This is a genomic window from uncultured Phascolarctobacterium sp., from assembly GCF_902463975.1.
Lineage (GTDB): Bacteria > Bacillota > Negativicutes > Acidaminococcales > Acidaminococcaceae > Phascolarctobacterium_A.
Window position 1 is genome coordinate 20,707 of sequence record NZ_CABQHJ010000028.1, and the last position, 21,570, is coordinate 42,276.

Here is a 21,570-nt window from a genome sequence, read left to right on the forward strand (position 1 = left end):
CATCACCCCTCTTCCAATACCTCTTTTTATTTTGAATATTACTTTCTAAACACAAACAGATACTCGTGAGCAATTAATAAAAAGTTATACTTCACGCTGTTTGTTTTCCAATACCCCGTAGCTTTGCAGTTGTGTTGTTCCTTGATTATAAGCTCTTTTAGCTTAAATCCTGCATCTTCAAAAACACGCATAACCTCAAAAGACATAGGGATCATATGGCCTTTTTGACGGGTATCGCCCATCAGAACAGCACAAAACTTATCTTTTTTCAGCACACGGTAGCTCTCTTTGGCTACCATTTTCATTTCTTCAATGAAATCCTTTACTTTCAACAGTGACAAGTCTTCCGGAATATCCTCGCTGTACTGAATAATATCAGCATACGGCGGGTGAGTACAAATAAGATCAATGCTACTGTCGGGAACAAAATCTAAATGCCGAGCATCGCCCTTGTGGATATAAACCTTGCCGTTAGCCCCTTCGTATTCAAAATCAATCTTTTCTCTGCATCGTGCGAGAGCAACGTCATTGACATCGACACCGATAATATTACGGTTGAGCAACTTTGCCTCAACAAGTGTTGTACCTCCACCGGCAAACTGATCAAGCACTAAATCTCCCTCTTGAGAATACCTCAATAGAATGTTTCTCGGAATGTACGGGGACCAATTTCCACGCCATTTTGCATCGTGGGTAGCCCAATCGCCACGCTTTGGAAAAGACCAATGCGTAGTCATTTCAAGCTCAAAGTCCTCCGGTTCCCATTTTGTAATTTTCTTTGCCATTATTTGAAAACCTCTGTGATAATGCCATCCTCAAGGTCTTTGATGCTGTAAATGTTCTCCATTACATCAAAGGTTTCCTCAAGGTTATTACGAGCGCTTGTCCATCCCTTGCCGTCTGTAAACCACACAAAGGCGAATCCATCAATAGTATCTGTTTCAAGAGCCAGCGTTTTATAGCTGCGCGCTGTTTCATTGAGCTTGCTGCCGCCGCTACCATAGAAATTGGTTTCAATGCCATAAATCATAGTAGGCGTTTTGACAACGAAATCAAAACGCTTTTCCATTTTGCCTTGATTGGAAATGGCAGAAAGGTCGACACCCCATTTATCGGTAATCTGATGTATGTACATTTCCTTGAAGTAAGTTTTGCCCTTGATAAATCCAGCTTTTTTGATAAAGCTTTCTACCAAGTCCTCCATCAAATGACCGCCTCTGTTTTTACGACCGTTGGAATCAAGCCCTGTTTCAACACCAGTGGCGTAATCGACGAGGTTGTTTATGATGTGGTTTGACAGCAAATCAAATAGACCAGTATGGTCCATAAAGTAGGAATAGCGTTCATAGTGAGCATAGCTATTCGGAGGATATTTGCCAAAATCAAACTGATATAGGTATCCTCCGTTCTCGTCCTGGCAGTAAATTTCATTCGCTCTGACAGCCAAGAGCAGAGGAATACATTTTAATACTTCGGGGTATTTTTTAATCAGAGCCTTAAAATCCTCTTTTATGTTTTTGGAGCCAATAAGGGAATTGAGAATATTCAACTCCACCTTGATACCATCGACATTGCGGTGGACTTTTTCGAAATCAATGTAATATCCATAATCCGCAATGCTGTCACGGAAACTGGCTAACCAAGCATTAAAATTACGCATTATTTTAACCCCTTCCAGTATTAAGAACTTCTTTTTCGACCTTCGGCATAACCCGCATCATACGCAGCTTTAGCATCCTTATGGCGAACTGTGCCTGCTTGGCTAAATGGTAAATGAGAAAGATCTCTTTGAGGTGTATTCCCAGCTAAACCATCACGCAAGCCTTCTTCGTATGCACATCCAGCACAAATGTGTCTATCACCATACTGATTATCCTGTGCGTCTGGAAGTTTATCATATTCTTTCAAATAACGATGTTTTTTGTTGCAAATCATAATTATCCTCCTTAGAAATTAGATATCAAAAGTTCCTTAATTTTTCCCCTTGCCCCGCTGTTGCAGTTGATCATGCGGGTCGCTTCAACACGCTTAATCCTATGGGACGAATAAATGTTATCAAAGAAATCATCCTCTGTGTTGGAGTTCTTAGGGTCGGAATTGCTGATTACAATTTTTGCGCCTTTTCTATTCATATCATCAACAAATTTTGCAAGTTCAATCTGTTCTTCGTCATTAAACAGGTTTTCTGTATATGCCGTAAAACTTGCTGTGTTGGTGATAGGACGATACGGAGGGTCGAAATAAACAAAGGTGTTTTCATCAATAAACTCTGCAGATTCTCTGTAATCGCCGCAAATGATTTGTACTCTTTGGAGCTTTTCAGATACAGCTCTAAGGTTGTCCTCATCACAAATCATCGGATTTTTGTAGGAGCCCATAGGCACATTAAACAATCCTTTTTTATTGACACGGAACAAGCCGTTAAAACAGGTCTTGTTAAGGAAAATCATCAAGGCTGCTTTCTCAATATTTACGGCTTCGTTGCCGTTGACTTTCAAATCATTAAAGCGTTCACGCCTTGCCATATAGTAGATCTTGCGATGCTCTGTATCCATCGGGACAAACTCGCTCTGCATAACCATCAGCATATCTACAAGCTCGTCTATATCGTCTCGAATGATACGATAGGTATTAATAAGCTCGGCGTTAATATCGCTGATGTACACTTCTTCTAAGTCGTATTTACTCAGAATATCAAAAAGCACAGCACCGCCGCCTACAAACGGCTCTGCATACTTGATGATTGTTCCATCCCCGAAAGGATAATACTTTTCAAGCTCAGCAAGAAGTTGCCCTTTGCCACCAGCCCATTTCAAAAACGGTTTAACTTTTTTGCCATCGCTCTGCGAATAGCGAGTAATTCTTGCATCAATCGGCTTTTCTGCCGTAGTAGGTATAATCCACATATTCCCAATCATAGTAGCGTTATCAATTCGGTTTTCAGAACATAAGACAGCAACTCGTCTTTGGGAAATCCCCCATTTATCAGCAGCTTCTCTTGCGGACATAAATTCCATAGCCATACCTCCTATTTTAATAGTAATATTATATTCTAATGCTCGAATAATTGCAATACCGTTTCGAAAATTAGTATGTAACTTTTTTGTGACTATGCAGAAAACTGCCCGTAGGATTGCTCCCACGGGCGGCGGTATGGTGAGTGGACAAAATGTCCACTCACCATAATCAGTTTTCAAAAGGCTTATACACGGTCACGGTTTTCAGATACTTCGCAGGATCGCCATTGAGTATCAAGTCCGCATATTCAAGCGGAGCGTTGTAAGTGAAATAGTCCAGCTCAGACCGCTCGTAAATATTGTCGGCTACCTCGTTTTCCACAGCGGTGCAATCAATGGCAATCAGCGTTCCGCCCTCCAGCCAAAGCTCCACGCAAGCGGTGTCGATGTTGAACTCACAAGATATAACTTTCATTTTCCGTTCCTCCTTAGATTTTGATTATCGGGCATCGTCCCTTGTGTGTGTTTTGCCACGCACTTTGCCAAACAGATGCCACAGTTTGTTTTCGGATATTACTTCCTCGTAGGTGCGAACTTTTTTCTTCAGGCGTTCGTGCTCCTTTTCTAAATTGGCTGAATTGAGCCTGTTACGGACAGACTTGTACTTGGATAGCTCAGCGGTCAGAGAAGCAACCTGCTCTCTCCGAGAACTAATGACGGCTTTCAATTCGTCTATCTTTTTGTTTGCCGCATCCAACAATTTTTGGATCTTGGATTCTTTCTTTTCCTGTGCATAGTATTTCTTGGCGGCGGCGGACAGCGTTTCGTAGTCCGTCTTTTCAAGGGATACTCTCGACGGAGAAAGCATAACGGGCTTGACCTCGATTTTGTCAATGCTCTCGATATTGACTTTTTTCTGCTTGGTCTTTTCGATCTGCTTATCCAATGCCGCTGCTTCTGCAGTCTTTTTCTGTGTCTGCTCGGTCAGCTCGGCAAGCTCTTGGGTGCGTTGCTCTCGCTTATATTCAAGCACACTCAAATGCTCCCTGTGTTCGCCTTTTTGCTCCCACTCGATTTTATGCTCCATCATGATTTCTGTAAGGTCTTCTTTTTCTCTCTGTACCCATAAATTACGCTCGGTCAGAGAACGCCCCTCGCCAGTAATGCCTTGATCGGCAAGAGCTGAAATGGTAAACTTATTTTAGACACAGAGGGGGTATTTCTTGTACAGATGATATATAATAGAATACACTAATATATGCATCAATAAACAAGCAATACTTCGGTCTAAACAGGAGGTTTACCATGAAATACACTAAACAAGAAAAATTAGACATTGGTCGCCGAATATATGACAGCGAGATTACTCGCTATCAAGCAGCAGAGTTATACAATATTTGCGAAGGTACAGCACGCACCTATATGCGTATGTACAGAGATGCGAATAACCTGCCTGCAAAAAATTGTAAACAACAAAAATGTAATATAATACATCCCAATGCACCTGCACTTTCTGCGAACACGGATGATTATCAATCTATGACCAAGGAAGAATTAATTCGTGAGTTGCTTAAAGCAAGAATTGCAGAAGCTAGATTAAAAAAAGGCTATGCGGTGAAAGGGGATGGTAGAGTAATTCTATACGGCAACAAGAATACCAAATAATATTAGAACTCTCTGGTGAATTTCCGGTAAAACTTATATGCGAAACAATGAATGTACAGCGTAGCAGCTTCTATGCATGGAAGAAGAAGCTCTCTCATCCTTCTACAAGAATGCGGAATCTGCTTAGTAATATTTTGCTTTTTAATGAGTACCATGCTAAATATCCTTCTCACGGATATCGCTGGCTCAACGCTAAGATTCGTCTGGATACCGGTCTTATCCTTTCGGATGCATATGCACATAAGTGTTGCAAAATGACTGGTATTAAAAGTCAGACTAAGCATTACAAATACAAGAAACCAAGGGATTCATACCGGATTTTCCCGAATCTGCTTATGAAAGAAATGCAGATTGATGGACCGCTGCAATGTATTGTAAGCGATATGACTGCTTTTCATGTTAAAGGGATTTATTATGAGCTGACATTGTATATGGACCTTTGGAATAATGAAATTGTAAGCCATTCTCTTTCTTCTAAACGCGGTGACCGCATGACATATATTAGCGGTTTGGAGGATTTAATTGCTTTAAAGAAGCAGTATCCAGAATATGAAATGATCCTACATTCAGACCAAGGTTCCGTTTACACGTCTAAGGCATTTAATGACTTGTTGCCAATGTATAGCATTACCCATTCTATGTCTCGTGCAGGAACACCTACCGATAATGCAGCAATGGAAGCAATTAATGGTTGGATAAAAGCAGAAATGTTTACTGATTTTCATGTAACAGGAGAAAAGTCTGTTATAGATGAAGTAACAGAATACATTCATTTCTTTAATGAACAGCGTCCTGCTTATTCTTTAAACTATCTGACGCCTATTCAATATCGCGAGTTGCATTATAGAAGTGTAGCTGAATAACAGAGAGATTTTTGTTGTATATTTTTTTGTGATTTGTGTCTAAAATTTGTTGACTAGTACAAGTATTGACCTAATCTAGGTCAATACCCCAACACTTATTATAGAACCGAAAAATGAACGACAAAAAGCCCGTACTGACATCCGATCAGTACGGGCTAAAATGTTATATGGATATTTTTGCGAGCCTTTGATAATTACTCTTTACTCGCAAACCACTTGTCACGCAGAATAATGGCGTTCAAGCGGATTCTTATCAAAACCTTCTCAGAGACGATGGGCGAAGTCCGAAAAGTCTTGATATTACTGGTTTTTTTTCGGCTTTTCTTTATTATTCGAACTCAATAGTAGCAGGCGGTTTGGTGGTATAGTCAAAGAGTACGCGGTTGATGTGCTTAACCTCATTAACAATACGATTAGCCGCAGTAGTAATAGTTGCCGGCGGCAACATAGTTACTTCTGCAGTCATGAAGTCGGTGGTAGTTACCGCACGCAGAGCGATAGCATAATCATAGGTACGCTCGTCGCCCATAACGCCAACGCTGCGCATATTGGTCAGAGCTGCAAAATACTGGCTTGGACGCTCGCTCATCGGCAGCTTGTCTACCTCTTCGCGATAAATTGCATCTGCATCCTGTACGATAGCAACCTTTTCCGGAGTTACATCGCCGATGATGCGGATTGCCAGACCGGGTCCCGGGAACGGCTGACGTGCTACCAGGTTTTCAGGCAGGCCAAGCTCACGGCCGGATTGACGAACCTCGTCCTTGAACAGGTCACGCAGAGGCTCAACGATTTCCTTGAAATCAACAAAGTCAGGCAGACCGCCAACATTGTGATGGCTTTTAATAGTTGCAGATTCGCCGCCGAGGCCGCTTTCTACAACGTCAGGATAAATGGTGCCCTGTGCCAGATAGTCAACAGCACCAATTTTCTTAGCTTCTTCTTCAAATACGCGAATGAATTCTTCGCCGATAATTTTACGTTTACCTTCCGGAGCAGTTACGCCTGCCAGCTTACTATAGAAGCGCTCGCGTGCGTCAACGCAGATGAAGTTGATATCGAACTGACCACCTTCACCGAAAACAGCGCAAACCTCTTCACGCTCGTTTTTGCGCAGCAGACCGTGGTCTACAAATACGCATGTAAGCTGCTTGCCGATAGCCTTAGCCAGCATAGCGGCACAAACGCTGGAATCAACACCGCCGGAAAGCGCGCACAGCACCTTGCCGTCGCCGATTCTTTCTTTCAGTTCGGCAACAGTCTGCTCTACGAAGGAATCCATTTTCCAGGTGCCTGCACAGCCGCAAACATTGTAAACAAAGTTGCTCAGCATCTTGGTGCCGTTTTCGGTATGCAGAACCTCGGGATGGAATTGTACGCAATACAATTTACGTGCTTCATCCTCAGCAGCAGCAACCGGGCAGTTCGGAGTGCTGGCAACAATCTTGAAGCCGGGAGCTGCGGTTTCGATATAATCGTTATGGCTCATCCAGCAAACATTTTTCTCGGGCAGGCCGACGAACATCGGGCTAGTAGTGTCGAGGTCAACAACGGTTTTGCCGTATTCGCGCTCGGGAGCTACGCATACATGACCGCCGAGCATATGCATCATCAGCTGGCTGCCGTAGCAAATGCCCAGAACAGGTACGCCCCAGGTATATATTTCCGGATCAATAGTAGGAGAATCCTCCAGATAAGCGCTGTTAGGACCACCGGTAAAAATAATACCCTTCGGATTTTTAGCCTTAATTGCTTCCAGGCTATGCTTATAGGATACGATTTCGCAGTACACACCGCTTTCACGTACGCGTCTGGCGATTAACTGGTTATACTGCCCGCCGAAGTCAATTACGAGCACCATTTCTTGTGCATTGTTTTGCATCAATCCTTCACTCTCCTTCAAAAATAAACATGCTGCTTATATAGCAGTTATGTAAAAAATTATACGTTTTTAATATATTATAGATTACCATAAACGGCATGAAAATGCAATGAAAATGCTATTTCAGCGTCATAACGTCTTGTTCTGACCTAAGTATACATCCTACTGCTCTTAAAACGTGCTTTGCTGCAAGAAATAACTGTAAGCCTAAACACAAACATCCCATATTCAAATATCATTAATGACTGCTAAATTGAAATTTACAAATCTTTCAGAAAATGCTATAATATTTTTTAGGTATGTTGCAAGGCTACCTAGGGAGTATTAGCTGCCAGAAATTCTAAAAAATCTGACAGCACCTATTTTAGGAGGGATATAATGCAGCAAAATGCAGATGTGAAGGATTTAGCACAAAAAGTGATAAATCAAAACAAATCACAAAACAACAAAAGTCAATTTATTCTATGGATGGGCGCACTGGTAGTCGGTGCTGTTCTCGGTTATATGGGAATCAAACCCCTGAACGAATTATTCAATTTCATCGCTACCGTTTATACACGCCTCTTCCAATTTATCGCCGTACCTACCATTGCTTTAGCCGTAATTACCACATTGGCTGCTTTGGGAAGCAAAAAAGAAACCGGCCAGATTTTTGCTCACGCCGTAGTTTACACCTTTTTGACTACTGTTTGTGCAGCAGGCATCGGTCTTGCTATCTATCTTTGGGTAGCTCCCGGCAACCTGCCGGCAGAAATTGTCGGCAGCGGCATGTCCAATGTACCGCAAAATCTTGGCAAGTTAAGCTACTATGACCACATTTTAAATGTTATTCCTAACAACATGCTGCAGCCGTTCCTCGCAGGCAACGTGCTTTCCGTAATGCTGATTGCTGCTGCTATGGGTTTAGGTCTGGCATTTATGCCTAAAACCGAAAACAGAGAAGCTCTGCTGAAAGCAGTATTAGGCTTCCAGGAGCTGCTGTTCACTCTTATTAAAGCGCTACTGTTCGTACTGCCTCTCGGTATTCTGGCATTCGCAGGTCAGCTTTCCGCACAGATTGAAGCCGGCGTAATCGTTGGCGCTCTGGGCAAATACACTCTGGTTATCATGGCCAGCAACTGTGTACAGTTCTTCATCGTTCTGCCTATCTTCCTGCTGGCAAGAGGCCTGAACCCGATTGATGTATTCAAGAAAATGTCTCCGGCAGTCGCTGTTGCACTGTTCACCAAGAGCTCCGCAGGCACCCTGCCTGTAACCATGGCGTCCGCTGAACAAAACATGAAGGTTAACAAAGCTGTTTCCCGCTTTGTACTGCCTATCTGCACCACCATCAACATGAACGGCTGCGCTGCCTTCATTTTGATCACTTCCATTTTCGTTATGCAGAATGCAGGCTTTGAGCTGTCCATGACCACCATGCTTACCTGGCTGCTGGTATCCGTACTGGCTGCTGTTGGTAACGCAGGCGTACCGATGGGCTGCTACTTCCTCACCCTGTCTCTGATGAGCGGCATTGGCGCTCCTATCGGTATCATGGGTATCATCCTGCCGATTTACACAATCATCGATATGGTTGAAACCGCAGAAAACGTTTGGTCCGACTCCTGCGTTTGCGCAATGACCGACCATGACCTCAAAGGCAAAATTGCTGAAGAAGAATAAGCCATAAAGCAAATAACTGCTAATTCGCTGTGAATTAGCAGTTATTTTTTTGCAGGAAAAATAAAAACGCCGTCAGATAAACATCTAACGGCGAAAAATACATATTACCTGACTTAGCAGTAAAACTTAATTTGTTCAACCTTAAAATGCTTTTTCCATGCTGCGCAAATCATAAAAAACTGCGCTTGAACTATTTCTAAAAGCTCAGACAGGTCTTTTCGGGGAATACGCTCAGGATTACTCTCTAAAATACAGCCACCATTTCTTGTTAACCATATTTTTGCAGCATTCTTACTGGGTATTCCTTTAGAAATATGCACATGTATCGGCTCATCATTTTCATTTGACCAAAAATAAACCTTATATCCTAAAATAGTAAATAAATTAGGCAATCTTTAGTCCTCCGTTCGCACCGTACTTATAGAATAGGTGCGCATTACTATGCATAAATTCATCAAACATCTTCATCTCTTCATCGGAGAAGCCTTCCCGTATAAGCCAAGTATATGACGGCAATTGACACCTGGCAGTATCAAACCCCTTTTCAGTAGGTCTTTCAAAATGAACCTCTACTTTTTTTATGCCATCCTCTTCGAATACATTAGTATAAACAATTTCTGTTCCATCAGCAAGAGTCATATAAGGATATACCATATTACACACCTCCGTGAAATTATACTAAAAACGCCGTCAGATAAACATCTAACGGCGAAAAATTCATTGGAGCTGGCAATAGGAATCGAACCCACAACCTGCTGATTACAAATCAGCTGCTCTGCCAATTGAGCTATGCCAGCACAAAATTCTTTTATTATTATAAAGGATAAAGCCTGTTTTGTCAATACTTTCGCAAGCAAAGATTTCAGAGCAAGCTTACATGTAAAAATACCAGTAGGTTACACCGGCCAACAGTATTCTGTAAACAGCAAAGCTGGTCAGCTTGGAATTCTGCAAAAATTTTAGGAACCATAATACAGAAATATAAGCAACGATAAAGGATACCACAAAGCCTATTACCAATACCTGCAAATCACCTGCAGAAAGATACTGAAGGTTTTTAAGCAGATCATAAATACAGGCCACAAACATCAGCGGTACAGCAATCACAAAGGTATAATTTGCTGCGGCACTGCGAGTCAGCCCAACCAAAAGACCTCCGGCAATAGTACTGCCGCTACGGGAAAAGCCGGGCCACAGGGAAAGAAATTGATAAATGCCAACCCATACTGCCTGACGGATAGAAATTTTATCAACATCATCAACCAGTTCAGCCTCACGGCCTTTAGTTCTATATTCCGCAAACATCAGCAACAAACCGCCCAGGAAAAGGCCTATTGCTACCGTAAAAGGAGAAAACAGATACTCCTTAATATAGTGATACAGGAAGAAGGCTACCAGCATAACCGGTACGATACCGGCAGCAACATGCCAGACAGAAAGTCCTTTGTTGATGTCCCAACCATCCTTAGTAAAAAATCTGGCAAAGCGCTCTTTGTAAATAAAAACAACAGATAAAATGGCACCCAACTGTACAAACACATCAAAAACATCTGCCAGCTGGCCTTCAAAGCCCAACACGTGACCGACAATAATCATATGACCGGTAGAAGAAACCGGCAAAAATTCCGTCAGACCTTCGACAATACCCACAATAACAGCAATTAAATTTAAGTCCATGATTTACTCCCTTTCGCAAACACTAAGCCTTTTTATTATACTCTGAATCGTGCTTAACTGCAATTAAATCTCACTATTTTTTTAAATTTTTCACACTTCTTAAAGCTTCCTGATAAAAAAAAGAGGACGGTGTTGCCACCATCCTCTGTAATATATAATTCTTATCTTAATCTGGGGTTAAATCTATTAATCAAGTTTAAATTAATCGCCAAAGCACAATCCAAGCTGGCGTCCTGTGCGAATGATTTCGCTGTCTACAGGAACCTGACGCGGTTTGGATGCTGCCTTTTGAATAAAGACGGTAACAATCTGATCATGGTACAGTGAAACCATAACATTATATTCACGTCTCAGGCAAGCCTCTGCTGCTGCCACGCCGTAACGCGTCGACAGCACACGGTCAAACGCTGTAGGCGAACCGCCACGCTGCAGATAACCTAATACGGTACAGCGTGATTCGATGCCTGTCTGCTCTTCAATGGCCTGTGCCACCTTTTCGCCTGCACCGCCAAGGCGGATTGGCTCAAAGCTACCCTCAACCATACGTGCGATTGACATCTCGCCACCCTCAGGACGTGCTCCCTCAGCAACAACTACAATACTGAAATTCTTGCCGGCAGCTTTACGTGCCTGAATCTTAGCAATCACCGGTTCCAGCTTATAAGGAATTTCCGGTAGCAAAATAACGTCCGCACCGCCGGCAATACCACTGTGCAAAGCAATCCAGCCGGCATAACGGCCCATAACCTCCAACACCATAACACGGTGATGTGATTCGGCTGTAGTATGCAGTCTGTCAAGCGCTTCGGTAGCCATAGCCATAGCAGTATCAAAGCCGAATGTCCGCTCTGTGCAGGGCAAATCGTTATCAATAGTCTTAGGCACACCAACAACCTTAATATCGCATTCACGCGCCAGCTCAGCACCAATATTCAAGCTACCGTCGCCGCCGATAACAACCAAGGCCTCTATATCGTATTTGCGCAGGTTTTCAACTACCTTTTCGCGCATATCCTTATATACAAGCTCACCATTTTCTTCAACAGCAAAATGGAAGGGATTATCACGGTTCGTAGTGCCTAAAATGGTTCCGCCACGCGGCAAAATGCCGGATACTGCAGCATAATCCATTAATTTTAGATTATCGTTTATCAGACCGTTAAAGCCATTGAGTACGCCATAAACCTCACAATCGTTCTGCAGGAAGGTTTTTACGACTGCACGGATTACAGCGTTTAATCCCGGGCAGTCACCTCCGCCGGTCAAAACAGCAAAGCGACGTTTTTTCTGCTCCATATCAAGCCTCCGCTTATTAACTATTAACCTTCTACGTTCCAGATCTTAAAGCCATCGGGGCTGATACGGATAGCTTCGGTACCGTCAAATTTGTCATAGCACAGGTTACCGTTATCAATGTATCCGGGCCATGCGGTTACGATGGTAAACTTTTTGCTCAGCTTACGCATCAGGCTGTCGGTATTGATGTGGAATACAGGTACAAACAAGGTCTGCAGTCTGTCAAGAATGATAACATCTGCATTGTAGCTTGCCAGAATATCAGCAAACATATCAGGAGCATACAAGCCTCTGTCAGCAGCCGGAATTGCCAGGAATTCCTCACTGATCAGCATACGGCAGTCAACGTAGGTCCATTTTTGAGATTCTGCAGCTTCACGTAAAACTTTGCTCTTGCCACTGCCCGGTTTACCGGTAACAATAACAACATTTCCTTTGTCGGCCTGAGCCTCTGCTACAACCTTCACTAATTCTTCAACTTGATTCATTTGAAAAACCTCCTCTAACACCGAAGTGTCAATTTTTCTTTACTGACTTGTTAATATATTTATTCGCTATACTTGTCAAAAATCCTCTTAATAAAAAAACACCATTCTGAAAATTTCAAAATGATGTAGATTTTTGTTACAGTTTTATCAATTATCCGCTTTTTCAGGAATTTTTATTCTTGAAACGCTCATACGGATCAATAGCCAGCAGTCCGCTGTAAACTGTACGCAGATCAGTAATATCTCCTTTGCTGATGATATATTTTTCAAGTTTACGCTTTACACGCTGCAGCGCATTATCAATAGATTTGATATGACGCCCCAGCTCAGCAGCAATTTCCTGATAGGATTTGCCATCAAGATAGCTCATCAGAACCTTCCATTCCAGGTCACTGAGAATATCATTCATCTTGCTTTCAATATCGCTGAATTCCTCACGGCTGATAATCATATCCTCCGGATTAGCAACCTTCACACCGCTGATGACATCCAGCAGCGTGCGGTCACTGTCCTCCTCATAAATTGGCTTATTAAGCGATACATAGGAGTTGAGAGGGATATGCTTCTGTCTGGTAGCAGTTTTTATCGCCGTAATAATCTGCCTTGTTACACACAACTCAGCAAAAGCGCGAAACGAAGCCTGCTTGTCGGCACGGAAATCACGGATAGCCTTATAAAGACCGATCATGCCTTCCTGAATAATATCTTCACGCTCGGCACCTATTAAAAAATAGCTGCGAGCCTTGGCTCTGACGAAGTTTCTGTATTTATGCAGCAGATATTCCTGTGCTAAAACATTATCATGCTGTTGTGATTCTAAAACGATTTCCTCATCAGTCATCTTTGCAAAAGCGTCATTAGGATCGTTTTGCATTACAGTATCTGTAGCCATCAATAGCATATCCTCCGTCTGTTTATCTATCTGCCAATGTCTTGCAAAACAGTTATTGCAAATATCTTCATAATAAAAGCATCAGTGTTTTTATTATATCCTGCCTGGTGTTTTCCGTCAACTTTTCTCCCGACGCAATTTTTCCAGATGAGCCAGAACATGTCCGCTCACTCTGCCACCAAGCTCATTGCGGTTTAAAGCACGTCTGGGGACATGCAGACGCTCGGCAATTTCCTTTTTAGTCTTATAATACTGCTCGCGGAATTCCCTAGAAGAAATGCGGTACGCACCTGCTCCCAAAATGTTAATCTGCTCAGCATAGTCACTGGTTACAACAAAAACCTTGGCCTGTACGTGCCGCAGCTCATAGGTACGTCGTTCAATCCAGGAATCTGCTGTTTCACCTTCATTAGTAAACACAACATCAATGCCGTGAATCTTTTCTGAAGCAGCAGCGCCTGCCACCTCCTGAGCATCAAAAACTACGACAGCACGATATCCCTTAAAGGCAGCATATTCTGCCACACCCGCTACCAGCAGCTCGCGTGCATGCTCCAGATTTTCCTGGCGCAGCTGGGCAAAATCCTTCCAGGCGTTAATTACATTATACCCATCAATTATCAGATATTCGCCCATGCCTTCACCTCTTTAGAATTGATGTCGTTGACGTACTACCTCGTACATCAGGACAGCTCCCGCAGCCGATGCGTTCAAAGAATTAACGCCGCCGTTCATCGGAATGCTGACAACATCATCACATTTTTGTTTTGCCAGTCGGCCTAAGCCTCTGCCTTCAGCTCCGATTACCAGTACAATCGGACCGCTCATATTGGCAGCATAAAAATCAACGCCATCCATATCAGCGCCTACAACCCAGCAGCCGCGCTGCTTAAGCTCTTCAATAGTCTGGGCAATATTACCGATTTGCACAACAGGTACATATTCAACCGCACCTGCGGAAATCTTGGCAACAACAGCGTTCAGCGGACAGCTGCGACGGCGCGGCATCAGCACACCATGTACACCTGCAGCATCGGCACTGCGGATAAGCGCGCCCACGTTCTGCGGATCCTGCAGCTCATCCAAAAGCAAAATAAACGGCTCTTCATTTTTTTCTGCCGCACGGGCAAAAACATCATCCAGAGTACGGAATGCAATCGGTGCCGCCAAAGCAGCTACACCCTGATGACGCAAGCCCTTAGCCAGCTTATCCAGCTTTTCGGCCTTTACTGTTTCTACAGGCATGCCCTTTTGCTTTGCCAAGGCAATGATTTCGCCCAGACTGCCGCCATGAGCGCCTTCCTGCAAAAGTATTTTGTTTATTGAACGCTGGCTGCGCAAGGCTTCACTAACCGCATTACGTCCAGCTATTAAATCATTATTCTGCTCAGCCATAGTTTCTCCTTACTGCTTTTGCTCTGCCTTGGCTTTTGCCGCCAAAATTGCCTGCAGACGTCCGCAGGACATAGCGCCCTCGTGACAAACGCCCTCAGATACACAGGTCGGACCTGCATTTTCAAAAATAACTGGTGCTACAGCCTGACATTGGCGCAGCATCTCATTAGCCAGCGCACGGATTTCCCATTGTGCACGGGTGCAGCAGCGCAGGCTGAAGAAGTTCAGCAAGGAGCGTGCATTAAACGTGCAGACAATCTTCGTTTCTGTTGCGTTAGGCAGAATATAACGGGCATCCTCAGCCGGAATATCAAGTGCGATAAACTCATCATACATTGCCTGAATCTCAGTCATCAGCTTGTCGAATTTAGCCTTAGCCTCAGGCTTAGAAGCAATGGAAGCAGGCACGATTGTTTCAAAATCATGCTCCTTTACATAGCGCTGAGACTGCTGGGAATAAGAAGCAATGCGGTGGCGCACCAGCTGATGTGTCAAAACGCGGGATACACCTTCGATAGCAAAGGTAAAGGTAACATGCTCCAAGGTGGACAAGTGCCCCATGCTTACCAATTTGCGTACCAGATTTGCTGCCTGCTCATCACTGATTTTTTCTTCCAGCTGAGCAGCGCCGATCGGTGAATAGCACAGACGTGCGCTCATAGCCACAGTACGCTCCGGCTCCGGCGTATGACGTACTAATTTTACCATCATATTTATCATCTCCTCTCTTTTCAACGGACAAATAGAGGGGTATTATTTTTTGTGATTTTCCTGCATATATTTGCTGATAATATCAAAGGAAAGATCCATAACCTCTTGCAGGCGCTCCTCGCGTTCTTCAAGGAACAACCAGCCCAAAAGTGCTTCAAAAGCTGTTGCCATACGGTATTCATGCACTGAGGCGCTTTTCGGCACCATCGACTTGGCATTACGGCCGCGGCGGAAAATAACGCTTTCCTCCTCGCTCAGGCCAGCCTCCAGCTGCTGCATTGCCTGACATTGGCACACTGCAGAAACCATCTTGGAACCGATGTCATGTACAATGCGTACATGCTTGGAAGTCGGCAAAAGGCGCAGACGGACATACATAGAAAAAACTACGTCGCCGATATACGCCAACAGAATCGGATTTATTTCCTTAGTTGCAGGAAAAGGAGCACCGGCAGCCGCACAGGCTGCCAGGGCATGCTCCTTTAGCATTTTGTATTGTTCAAATTTCATTATTGCTTAGACCACTTTACGCCTTGCGGAGTATCCTGCAGCACAATGCCGATTTCATTCAGCTTGTTGCGCAGCTCATCTGCCAGTGCGTAATTTTTGTTTTTACGTGCATCCTGACGCATAGCGATAAGCATTTCCACCAGCTCAGCTTCCTTGCTGTCGCCTGCCTCTTCTGCAGCCGGAGCAGCAGTTTTTTCCAATACACCGATGATAGAGCAGGTTTCTGCAAAGACATCGTTGAACATAGCAACCAGCTTACCGTCCGGTTTAATGCCGGCATCAACAACTGCCTTATGGTAAATGTTGATTTCCTTAGCCAGAGCAAACATATGGCTGATAGCCAGCGCAGTATTGAAGTCATCGCGCATAGCTTCCATAAATGCTTCACGCAGCTCTTTAACCTTCTCGCGCAGTGCCAAGCTTTCGGCAGTCGGGCCGGCGCTCAGCATTTCGCTCAGCTCACCCAAAGTTTCCTGTGCCTGACGCAGACGTGCAAGGCTCTTTTGTGCTTCGGTAAGACGTGCATCGCTGAAGTCCAGCGGGCTGCGATAATGCGTGGAAACGATGAAGAAACGCAGAGTTTCCGGATCGTAATGCTCTAAGATATCGATAACCATGAAGAAGTTGCCCAGAGATTTGGACATTTTTTCTTCGTTAACGGTAATAAAGCCGTTATGCAGCCAGTAATGCACGAAAGGATGAATGCCAGTGCAGCCTTCGGATTGAGCAATCTCGTTTTCATGATGCGGGAAAATCAAATCGCTGCCGCCGCCATGGAAGTCAAAGGTTTCGCCCAGATACTTCATGCTCATGGTAGAGCATTCAATATGCCAGCCGGGACGACCGGGACCCCAAGGGCTCTCCCAAGCAGGCTCGCCCGGTTTAGCGGATTTCCACAGCGCAAAATCCATCGGATTATGCTTGCGGTCATCAACGTCTACACGCGCGCCGGCCATCATATCCTCAATGTTACGGCCGGAAAGCTGACCATAGTATTTAAACTTTTCTACACTGTAGAAAACATCGCCGTCAACAACATAGCCATAGCCATTGTCAATCAAGCATTGTACAGTTTTGATGATATCATCGATATGCTCGGATACACGCGGATAAACATGCGCACGGCGCACATTGAGTTTATCCATTACTTCAAAGTAGGAGTCAATATAGCGGTTGCAGATATCATACCATTGTACGCCTTCTTTATTGGCAGTGTTGATAATCTTGTCATCAACATCGGTAAAGTTTTGTACATGGGTTACGTCATAGCCTTCATGCTCCAAGAAGCGGCGGATAACGTCCCAGGTTACGAACGGACGCGCATTACCAACATGCGGATGGTTGTACGGAGTAACACCGCAAACATAAATGTTGGCTTTGCCCGGATGAATAGGTACGAATTCTTCTTTTTGTTTGGTTAAGGTGTTATATACTTTAATGCTCATAATAACTATTCCTTTGCAAAAATTCTCTGAGCGACGAGAAGGCCTTGGATGCAAGCAACGCCGTTACGAAGCAGTTGAAGCCTTATCGTCAGTCATCAATCAAAGAGTTACGCCTGCTTTTGCCAAGCTTGATTTAATACGTTTTGCAGTACGCTCAACGCCCAGCAGCGGAACCATTGCTGCCAGCTCAGGACCATGCTGATTACCGGTCAGAGCGACACGAATCGGCATGAATACATCCTTGCCCTTCAGCTTAGTTGCTTTCTGAATCTGCTTGAACAGAGCTTTAACTGCAGCATTGTCCAGGTTTTCTACCTTCGGCAGCTCTTCCAGCAGCATATTGATAACGGTCGGTACAGTTTCAGCCTTCAGAACTGCTTCTGCTTCCTCGTTTTCAAAATTGAATTCATCATTGAAGTACATTTCTACGCATTCAGGAATTTGGGCAGCATAGGAAATGTGCTCCTGTGCGGTTGCTACAACGCGTTTCAGCCAAGCCAGCTTCTCGCCTTCTTCTTCGCCGGTCATGTAGCCTGCAGCAATCATGTGCGGTTTAGCAGCTTCAAAGAATGCTTCCGCATCCAGCTGACGCATATAGTGCTGGTTAATCCAGTTCAGCTTGTCGATATCGAAAACAGCAGGGTTCTTGGCAACACGGTCCATGCTGAATTCGTGAATCAGCTCGTCCATGCTGAAGATTTCCTGCTCGCTGTTCGGAGCCCAACCCAAAAGTGCCAGGAAGTTGTTGATAGCTTCCGGCAGGTAACCCAGCTGACGATATTGGTCAACACTGGTAGCGCCGTGACGCTTGCTCATTTTGGTGTGGTCCTTGCCCAGAATCAGGGAAATGTGACCGAAGGTCGGTTGTTTGAAGCCCAGTGCATCATAAACGAGGCATTGACGCGGAGTGTTGGACAGATGCTCTTCAGCGCGGATTACATGAGTAATGTGCATCAGCGCATCATCGATAACTACAGCATAGTTATAGGTCGGAATACCGTCGGATTTAACAATAACGAAATCACCGATATTATTGGAATCAAAAACTACATCGCCACGAACCATGTCGCGAACGAGAATCTGCTGATCAGCAGGAACACGGAAGCGCACAGTCGGTTTGCGGCCTTCAGCCTTGAACTGAGCAATCTGCTCTTCGGTCAGATGACGGCATTTACCCATATAACGCGGCATTTTGCCTTCTTTAATCAGGCTCTGGCGTTCTTCCTCCAGCTCCTCATCGGTGCAGTAGCAATAGTAAGCCTTGCCTTCAGCCAGCAGCTTGTCAGTATATTTTTTGTAGATATCAAGACGTTCCATCTGATGATACGGTCCGTTCGGGCCGCCAACATCAACACCCTCATCCCAGTCCATACCCAGCCACTTCAAAGCAGCCTTGATATTTTCCTCGGATTCCGGGGTAGAACGCTCACGGTCAGTATCCTCGATACGCAGAATCAGCTTGCCGCCGGTTTTGCGGGCCAGCAGATAGTTGAACAGCGCACTGCGCGCACCACCGATATGGAACGGGCCAGTCGGGCTCGGCGCAAATCTTACTCTAACTTCATCATTACACATTGATATATCCCTCCAAATTTATCTATTAACATTAGATTTACCAAAAAAGCACAATCACTCCGGCTCCGGCTAAAATAAATTTCCTTCCGCCGGTATATCCAAACAGATTACACTTATCAGTCTAATTATTATATCACATCTTGACAATGCTCGCCACAGCTTCAGCGGCAATACCTTCGCCTCTTCCTGTAAAACCGAGCTTTTCTGTTGTTGTCGCCTTAATATTTACTACCGACTCAGCAACATCCAAAACCTTGGCAACATTAGTACGCATTGCGGCAATATAGCCTGCCAGCTTCGGGCGTTGGGCAATAATCGTCACATCCACGTTATTAACCTGCCAGCCTTCCTCCTGCAAGAGCTTTTTGACATGCAGCGTCAGCTGCATGCTGTCCGCTCCCTTAAAGCGTTCATCCGTATCAGGGAAGTGCTTGCCGATATCGCCCATGGCCGCAGCGCCCAAAAGCGCATCCATCAGCGCATGCAAAGCTACATCTGCATCACTGTGTCCCAAAAGACCTTTTTCATATGGAACCTCAACACCACAGATAATTAATTTGCGCTCTTCTGCCAGCTTATGTACATCATAGCCGCAGCCGATGCGAAATTGCGGCATTACAATTTTATTTTCCATCTTCCTGCTCCTGTTGTGCCAGCAGATTTTCTGCAAAAAGCAAATCCTCCGGCGTAGTAATTTTAATATTTTCGTAGCGTCCTAACGCTGTCGCTACCTTATGGCCCATCAGCTCTACTACCGAAGCATCGTCGGTAACAGCAGCGGGATGTGCCGCCAGCTGCGCGTAAGCCTGCTTCAGCAGTTCTGCGGTAAAAATCTGCGGTGTCTGTACTGCCATCAGCGTACTGCGCTCAGGCGTAGCAGTTACAATACCGTCGGTGCCGACAACCTTGATGGTATCCTTCACCGGAACGGCAGCAATTGCAGCGCCATGCACCTTGGCAGCAGCCAATGTGCGTTCAAAAACAGCGCGTCCCGCAAAGGGACGCGCGCCATCGTGTACAGCTATATAGCAATCTGTTTCCTCCACTGTCGCCAGCGCATTGGCAACGCTATCCTGACGCTCCTTGCCACCGGCTACCACGCAAAACGGCAGTGTCCGAAAATAATCTTTCTGATAGCCTGCCAAAAGCTCACGGCCTTCAACAACCTCCTGCGGCGCCAACACGACAACGGCACGCTTAACCAGACTTGTTGCCTCCAGCATATGCAGACAGTGCACCAGAAGCGGTGCACCGTTCAGCATAGCAAAGGCCTTATTAATCCCCAGCCCCAAACGCTTACCGGCGCCTGCAGCCGGAACAATTACAATAAGTTCATCCTTGCCCATCTCAAAGCTCCTATTTTGTTTTGGCGAAAATCATTCTTCCGGCAGATGTCTGCAGTACACTGGTTACCACAACAATCGCACTGTGACCAATAGAGTGACGTCCGTTTTCTACGACAATCATAGTGCCATCATCAAGATAAGCAACAGCTTGTCCCTGCTCCTTGCCTTCCTTAACCAGAAAGACATTCATTTCCTCGCCTGCAACAACTACCGGTTTAATGGCATTCGCCAGCTCATTGATATTCAATACCTTAACGCCCTGGATACCGGCAACCTTATTCAGGTTATAATCATTAGTAATGATGTCAGCATTAGCCTGTCTTGCCAAACGTACCAGCTTAGCATCCACGCCATCCAGATCATCGTAATCATTATCTACAACCAGAATACGATTCTTGTAGCTTATTTGCAAATCATGCACCAAATCCAGACCACGACGCCCTTTGGCGCGCTTCATGTTGTCCGAAGAATCCGCCAGCTTCTGCAGCTCCTCCAACACAAAATTCGGCACCACCAGCTGTCCATCTAAAAAGCCTGCAGCCATAATATCCATAACACGTCCGTCAATAATGACGCTGGTATCAAGCAATTTATTGCTGCTGTAAAGACGGTCCCCCAAAGGGCCATCCAATACGCTCTTTGTTTCATCGACAGGCTTTACGGACTTACGCGTAGGAATGCGGTTAAAAAACTCCACAATATCATTATGCTTACGCAAAGCCAGCTTAGCACCGACAACCGAAAGTACAAGGCTTAGTACGATGGGAATAAACGGTCCGATAACCGGCAGTCTGGAAAAAGGACTGCCTATCAGATTTGCTAAAATCAGACCGATGCCGATACCGAAAATCATTACCAGAATATCACTGGTAGGTACGCCGGAGAGAGAAACCGTCAGACGTTCAGCGTAATTGAACAGCCATTTTGTAATAAACGGTGCCAATACTAAGCCAAGCCAGGAAGATATAAAAAGACCTGGTAAGGTCAGTATCATTGTAGCAAAGGTAATTCCCATTAAGCCATTGCCGTGTAAATCATAGCCCAAGTAATTTGATAAAAACGGTAAAGATAAATTTGTTAGTATGAGTCCGGTTACAATAATAATTAACGATATGCTCAAGCTAATAATTTTTCTCAGCATTGCATTTTCTCCTTTCTTTAAAATTTGCTTCATAGTAGTTCTTGTTACTACTATATCAATTATAT

The 21,570-nt window shown here is 44.6% G+C and carries 25 protein-coding genes and 1 tRNA gene; 3 read left to right on the plus strand and 23 right to left on the minus strand.

Annotated elements, in window-relative coordinates:
* Nucleotides 1–38: 38 nt before the first annotated feature.
* The 6 genes from RDW05_RS08765 to RDW05_RS08790 form a co-directional block, all read right to left on the minus strand.
* Nucleotides 39–785 carry a DNA methyltransferase gene (locus tag RDW05_RS08765; protein WP_307978708.1) on the minus strand — a complete coding sequence of 249 codons (747 nt, stop codon included), beginning with the start codon at nucleotides 783–785 and terminating at the stop codon, nucleotides 39–41.
* Nucleotides 785–1,660, minus strand: coding sequence for a type II restriction endonuclease (locus RDW05_RS08770; protein ID WP_307978710.1), 876 nt, complete (start codon nucleotides 1,658–1,660; stop codon nucleotides 785–787). The genes RDW05_RS08765 and RDW05_RS08770 overlap by 1 nt, the downstream gene beginning before the upstream one ends.
* 20 nt (nucleotides 1,661–1,680) lie before the next feature.
* A complete protein-coding gene (locus RDW05_RS08775; RefSeq protein WP_307978712.1) occupies nucleotides 1,681–1,935 on the minus strand; it encodes a hypothetical protein in 255 nt (84 codons plus the stop codon).
* A gap of 11 nt (nucleotides 1,936–1,946) precedes the next feature.
* The gene (locus RDW05_RS08780) at nucleotides 1,947–3,017 is read right to left on the minus strand and encodes a DNA adenine methylase (RefSeq protein WP_307978713.1); all 1,071 of its coding nucleotides are present in this window, start codon (nucleotides 3,015–3,017) and stop codon (nucleotides 1,947–1,949) included.
* Nucleotides 3,018–3,186: 169 nt separating this feature from the next.
* Entirely contained in the window at nucleotides 3,187–3,432 is a 246-nt protein-coding gene (locus tag RDW05_RS08785; protein ID WP_307978714.1) for a DUF6061 family protein, read from the minus strand.
* A gap of 24 nt (nucleotides 3,433–3,456) precedes the next feature.
* A complete protein-coding gene (locus RDW05_RS08790) occupies nucleotides 3,457–4,047 on the minus strand; it encodes a hypothetical protein (protein WP_307978716.1) in 591 nt (196 codons plus the stop codon).
* Nucleotides 4,048–4,262: 215 nt separating this feature from the next.
* Between RDW05_RS08790 and RDW05_RS08795 the strand changes: the two genes are divergently transcribed.
* Nucleotides 4,263–4,622 carry a hypothetical protein gene (locus RDW05_RS08795; protein ID WP_307978717.1) on the plus strand — a complete coding sequence of 120 codons (360 nt, stop codon included), beginning with the start codon at nucleotides 4,263–4,265 and terminating at the stop codon, nucleotides 4,620–4,622.
* On the plus strand, nucleotides 4,619–5,485 hold the full coding sequence (locus tag RDW05_RS08800) for an IS3 family transposase (RefSeq protein ID WP_374111029.1): 867 nt from the start codon (nucleotides 4,619–4,621) through the stop codon (nucleotides 5,483–5,485). Before RDW05_RS08795 ends, RDW05_RS08800 begins: the two co-directional genes overlap by 4 nt.
* A gap of 328 nt (nucleotides 5,486–5,813) precedes the next feature.
* On the opposite strand, the gene guaA is transcribed toward RDW05_RS08800, so the two are convergent.
* Nucleotides 5,814–7,367 carry a glutamine-hydrolyzing GMP synthase gene (gene guaA / locus RDW05_RS08805; RefSeq protein ID WP_307978725.1) on the minus strand — a complete coding sequence of 518 codons (1,554 nt, stop codon included), beginning with the start codon at nucleotides 7,365–7,367 and terminating at the stop codon, nucleotides 5,814–5,816.
* A 378-nt stretch (nucleotides 7,368–7,745) separates the two neighbouring features.
* Here guaA and RDW05_RS08810 point away from each other — a divergent pair, with 378 nt between their 5' ends.
* Nucleotides 7,746–9,029, plus strand: a complete 1,284-nt coding sequence (locus tag RDW05_RS08810) for a dicarboxylate/amino acid:cation symporter (protein ID WP_293827999.1) — start codon at nucleotides 7,746–7,748, stop codon at nucleotides 9,027–9,029.
* Between the two features lie 113 nt (nucleotides 9,030–9,142).
* Here the strand turns inward: RDW05_RS08810 and RDW05_RS08815 are convergent, their stop codons facing one another.
* The 16 genes from RDW05_RS08815 to RDW05_RS08890 all read right to left on the minus strand — a co-directional run bounded on the left by RDW05_RS08815 (nucleotide 9,143) and on the right by RDW05_RS08890 (nucleotide 21,409).
* A complete protein-coding gene (locus tag RDW05_RS08815; protein WP_303706719.1) occupies nucleotides 9,143–9,421 on the minus strand; it encodes a DUF4160 domain-containing protein in 279 nt (92 codons plus the stop codon).
* Nucleotides 9,414–9,683, minus strand: a complete 270-nt coding sequence (locus RDW05_RS08820; protein ID WP_021720623.1) for a hypothetical protein — start codon at nucleotides 9,681–9,683, stop codon at nucleotides 9,414–9,416. The genes RDW05_RS08815 and RDW05_RS08820 overlap by 8 nt, the downstream gene beginning before the upstream one ends.
* Before the next feature lie 67 nt (nucleotides 9,684–9,750).
* A tRNA-Thr gene (locus tag RDW05_RS08825) sits at nucleotides 9,751–9,826 on the minus strand.
* Between the two features lie 76 nt (nucleotides 9,827–9,902).
* Complete coding sequence (locus RDW05_RS08830; protein WP_021720624.1) at nucleotides 9,903–10,706, minus strand: undecaprenyl-diphosphate phosphatase; 804 nt, start codon at nucleotides 10,704–10,706, stop codon at nucleotides 9,903–9,905.
* Nucleotides 10,707–10,907: 201 nt separating this feature from the next.
* Nucleotides 10,908–12,002, minus strand: a complete 1,095-nt coding sequence (locus tag RDW05_RS08835) for a 6-phosphofructokinase (RefSeq protein ID WP_293722834.1) — start codon at nucleotides 12,000–12,002, stop codon at nucleotides 10,908–10,910.
* 23 nt (nucleotides 12,003–12,025) lie between these two features.
* The gene (gene brxF / locus RDW05_RS08840) at nucleotides 12,026–12,490 is read right to left on the minus strand and encodes a BREX-3 system P-loop-containing protein BrxF (protein WP_021720626.1); all 465 of its coding nucleotides are present in this window, start codon (nucleotides 12,488–12,490) and stop codon (nucleotides 12,026–12,028) included.
* A gap of 163 nt (nucleotides 12,491–12,653) precedes the next feature.
* Nucleotides 12,654–13,391: an RNA polymerase sporulation sigma factor SigH gene (gene sigH / locus RDW05_RS08845; protein ID WP_009145428.1), complete on the minus strand. Its 738-nt coding sequence runs from the start codon at nucleotides 13,389–13,391 to the stop codon at nucleotides 12,654–12,656.
* A 108-nt stretch (nucleotides 13,392–13,499) separates the two neighbouring features.
* A complete protein-coding gene (locus tag RDW05_RS08850) occupies nucleotides 13,500–14,018 on the minus strand; it encodes an NYN domain-containing protein (protein WP_293722832.1) in 519 nt (172 codons plus the stop codon).
* 12 nt (nucleotides 14,019–14,030) lie between these two features.
* Complete coding sequence (rlmB, locus tag RDW05_RS08855) at nucleotides 14,031–14,777, minus strand: 23S rRNA (guanosine(2251)-2'-O)-methyltransferase RlmB (protein WP_307978719.1); 747 nt, start codon at nucleotides 14,775–14,777, stop codon at nucleotides 14,031–14,033.
* 9 nt (nucleotides 14,778–14,786) lie between these two features.
* Complete coding sequence (gene thyX / locus RDW05_RS08860; protein WP_040565068.1) at nucleotides 14,787–15,488, minus strand: FAD-dependent thymidylate synthase; 702 nt, start codon at nucleotides 15,486–15,488, stop codon at nucleotides 14,787–14,789.
* A 42-nt stretch (nucleotides 15,489–15,530) separates the two neighbouring features.
* Nucleotides 15,531–15,998 carry a Mini-ribonuclease 3 gene (locus RDW05_RS08865; RefSeq protein ID WP_210684851.1) on the minus strand — a complete coding sequence of 156 codons (468 nt, stop codon included), beginning with the start codon at nucleotides 15,996–15,998 and terminating at the stop codon, nucleotides 15,531–15,533.
* Complete coding sequence (gene cysS, locus RDW05_RS08870; protein WP_365688232.1) at nucleotides 15,998–17,446, minus strand: cysteine--tRNA ligase; 1,449 nt, start codon at nucleotides 17,444–17,446, stop codon at nucleotides 15,998–16,000. Before cysS ends, RDW05_RS08865 begins: the two co-directional genes overlap by 1 nt.
* Nucleotides 17,447–17,542: 96 nt before the next feature.
* Complete coding sequence (gltX, locus tag RDW05_RS08875) at nucleotides 17,543–19,018, minus strand: glutamate--tRNA ligase (protein ID WP_304080711.1); 1,476 nt, start codon at nucleotides 19,016–19,018, stop codon at nucleotides 17,543–17,545.
* Nucleotides 19,019–19,151: 133 nt separating this feature from the next.
* Nucleotides 19,152–19,652, minus strand: coding sequence for a 2-C-methyl-D-erythritol 2,4-cyclodiphosphate synthase (gene ispF / locus RDW05_RS08880; RefSeq protein WP_293388945.1), 501 nt, complete (start codon nucleotides 19,650–19,652; stop codon nucleotides 19,152–19,154).
* A complete protein-coding gene (gene ispD, locus RDW05_RS08885; RefSeq protein WP_307978722.1) occupies nucleotides 19,642–20,364 on the minus strand; it encodes a 2-C-methyl-D-erythritol 4-phosphate cytidylyltransferase in 723 nt (240 codons plus the stop codon). The genes ispF and ispD overlap by 11 nt, the downstream gene beginning before the upstream one ends.
* Before the next feature lie 10 nt (nucleotides 20,365–20,374).
* Nucleotides 20,375–21,409 carry a PIN domain-containing protein gene (locus tag RDW05_RS08890; protein WP_307978723.1) on the minus strand — a complete coding sequence of 345 codons (1,035 nt, stop codon included), beginning with the start codon at nucleotides 21,407–21,409 and terminating at the stop codon, nucleotides 20,375–20,377.
* Nucleotides 21,410–21,570: the final 161 nt, after the last annotated feature.

Excerpts from the sequence above, each read along its gene's own strand:
- ispD (WP_307978722.1), bottom strand. The coding sequence starts at position 20,364 with ATGGGCAAGGATGAACTTATTGTAATTGTTCCGGCTGCAGGCGCCGGT.
- brxF (WP_021720626.1), bottom strand. The coding sequence starts at position 12,490 with ATGAATCAAGTTGAAGAATTAGTGAAGGTTGTAGCAGAGGCTCAGGCC.
- RDW05_RS08775 (WP_307978712.1), bottom strand. The coding sequence starts at position 1,935 with ATGATTTGCAACAAAAAACATCGTTATTTGAAAGAATATGATAAACTT.
- ispF (WP_293388945.1), bottom strand. The coding sequence starts at position 19,652 with ATGGAAAATAAAATTGTAATGCCGCAATTTCGCATCGGCTGCGGCTAT.
- RDW05_RS08830 (WP_021720624.1), bottom strand. The coding sequence starts at position 10,706 with ATGGACTTAAATTTAATTGCTGTTATTGTGGGTATTGTCGAAGGTCTG.
- RDW05_RS08850 (WP_293722832.1), bottom strand. The coding sequence starts at position 14,018 with ATGGGCGAATATCTGATAATTGATGGGTATAATGTAATTAACGCCTGG.
- rlmB (WP_307978719.1), bottom strand. The coding sequence starts at position 14,777 with ATGGCTGAGCAGAATAATGATTTAATAGCTGGACGTAATGCGGTTAGT.
- thyX (WP_040565068.1), bottom strand. The coding sequence starts at position 15,488 with ATGATGGTAAAATTAGTACGTCATACGCCGGAGCCGGAGCGTACTGTG.
- RDW05_RS08770 (WP_307978710.1), bottom strand. The coding sequence starts at position 1,660 with ATGCGTAATTTTAATGCTTGGTTAGCCAGTTTCCGTGACAGCATTGCG.
- RDW05_RS08810 (WP_293827999.1), top strand. The coding sequence starts at position 7,746 with ATGCAGCAAAATGCAGATGTGAAGGATTTAGCACAAAAAGTGATAAAT.
- RDW05_RS08820 (WP_021720623.1), bottom strand. The coding sequence starts at position 9,683 with ATGGTATATCCTTATATGACTCTTGCTGATGGAACAGAAATTGTTTAT.
- sigH (WP_009145428.1), bottom strand. The coding sequence starts at position 13,391 with ATGCTATTGATGGCTACAGATACTGTAATGCAAAACGATCCTAATGAC.
- RDW05_RS08790 (WP_307978716.1), bottom strand. The coding sequence starts at position 4,047 with ATGATGGAGCATAAAATCGAGTGGGAGCAAAAAGGCGAACACAGGGAG.
- guaA (WP_307978725.1), bottom strand. The coding sequence starts at position 7,367 with ATGCAAAACAATGCACAAGAAATGGTGCTCGTAATTGACTTCGGCGGG.
- RDW05_RS08780 (WP_307978713.1), bottom strand. The coding sequence starts at position 3,017 with ATGGAATTTATGTCCGCAAGAGAAGCTGCTGATAAATGGGGGATTTCC.
- RDW05_RS08835 (WP_293722834.1), bottom strand. The coding sequence starts at position 12,002 with ATGGAGCAGAAAAAACGTCGCTTTGCTGTTTTGACCGGCGGAGGTGAC.
- RDW05_RS08795 (WP_307978717.1), top strand. The coding sequence starts at position 4,263 with ATGAAATACACTAAACAAGAAAAATTAGACATTGGTCGCCGAATATAT.
- RDW05_RS08865 (WP_210684851.1), bottom strand. The coding sequence starts at position 15,998 with ATGAAATTTGAACAATACAAAATGCTAAAGGAGCATGCCCTGGCAGCC.
- RDW05_RS08765 (WP_307978708.1), bottom strand. The coding sequence starts at position 785 with ATGGCAAAGAAAATTACAAAATGGGAACCGGAGGACTTTGAGCTTGAA.
- gltX (WP_304080711.1), bottom strand. The coding sequence starts at position 19,018 with ATGTGTAATGATGAAGTTAGAGTAAGATTTGCGCCGAGCCCGACTGGC.
- RDW05_RS08785 (WP_307978714.1), bottom strand. The coding sequence starts at position 3,432 with ATGAAAGTTATATCTTGTGAGTTCAACATCGACACCGCTTGCGTGGAG.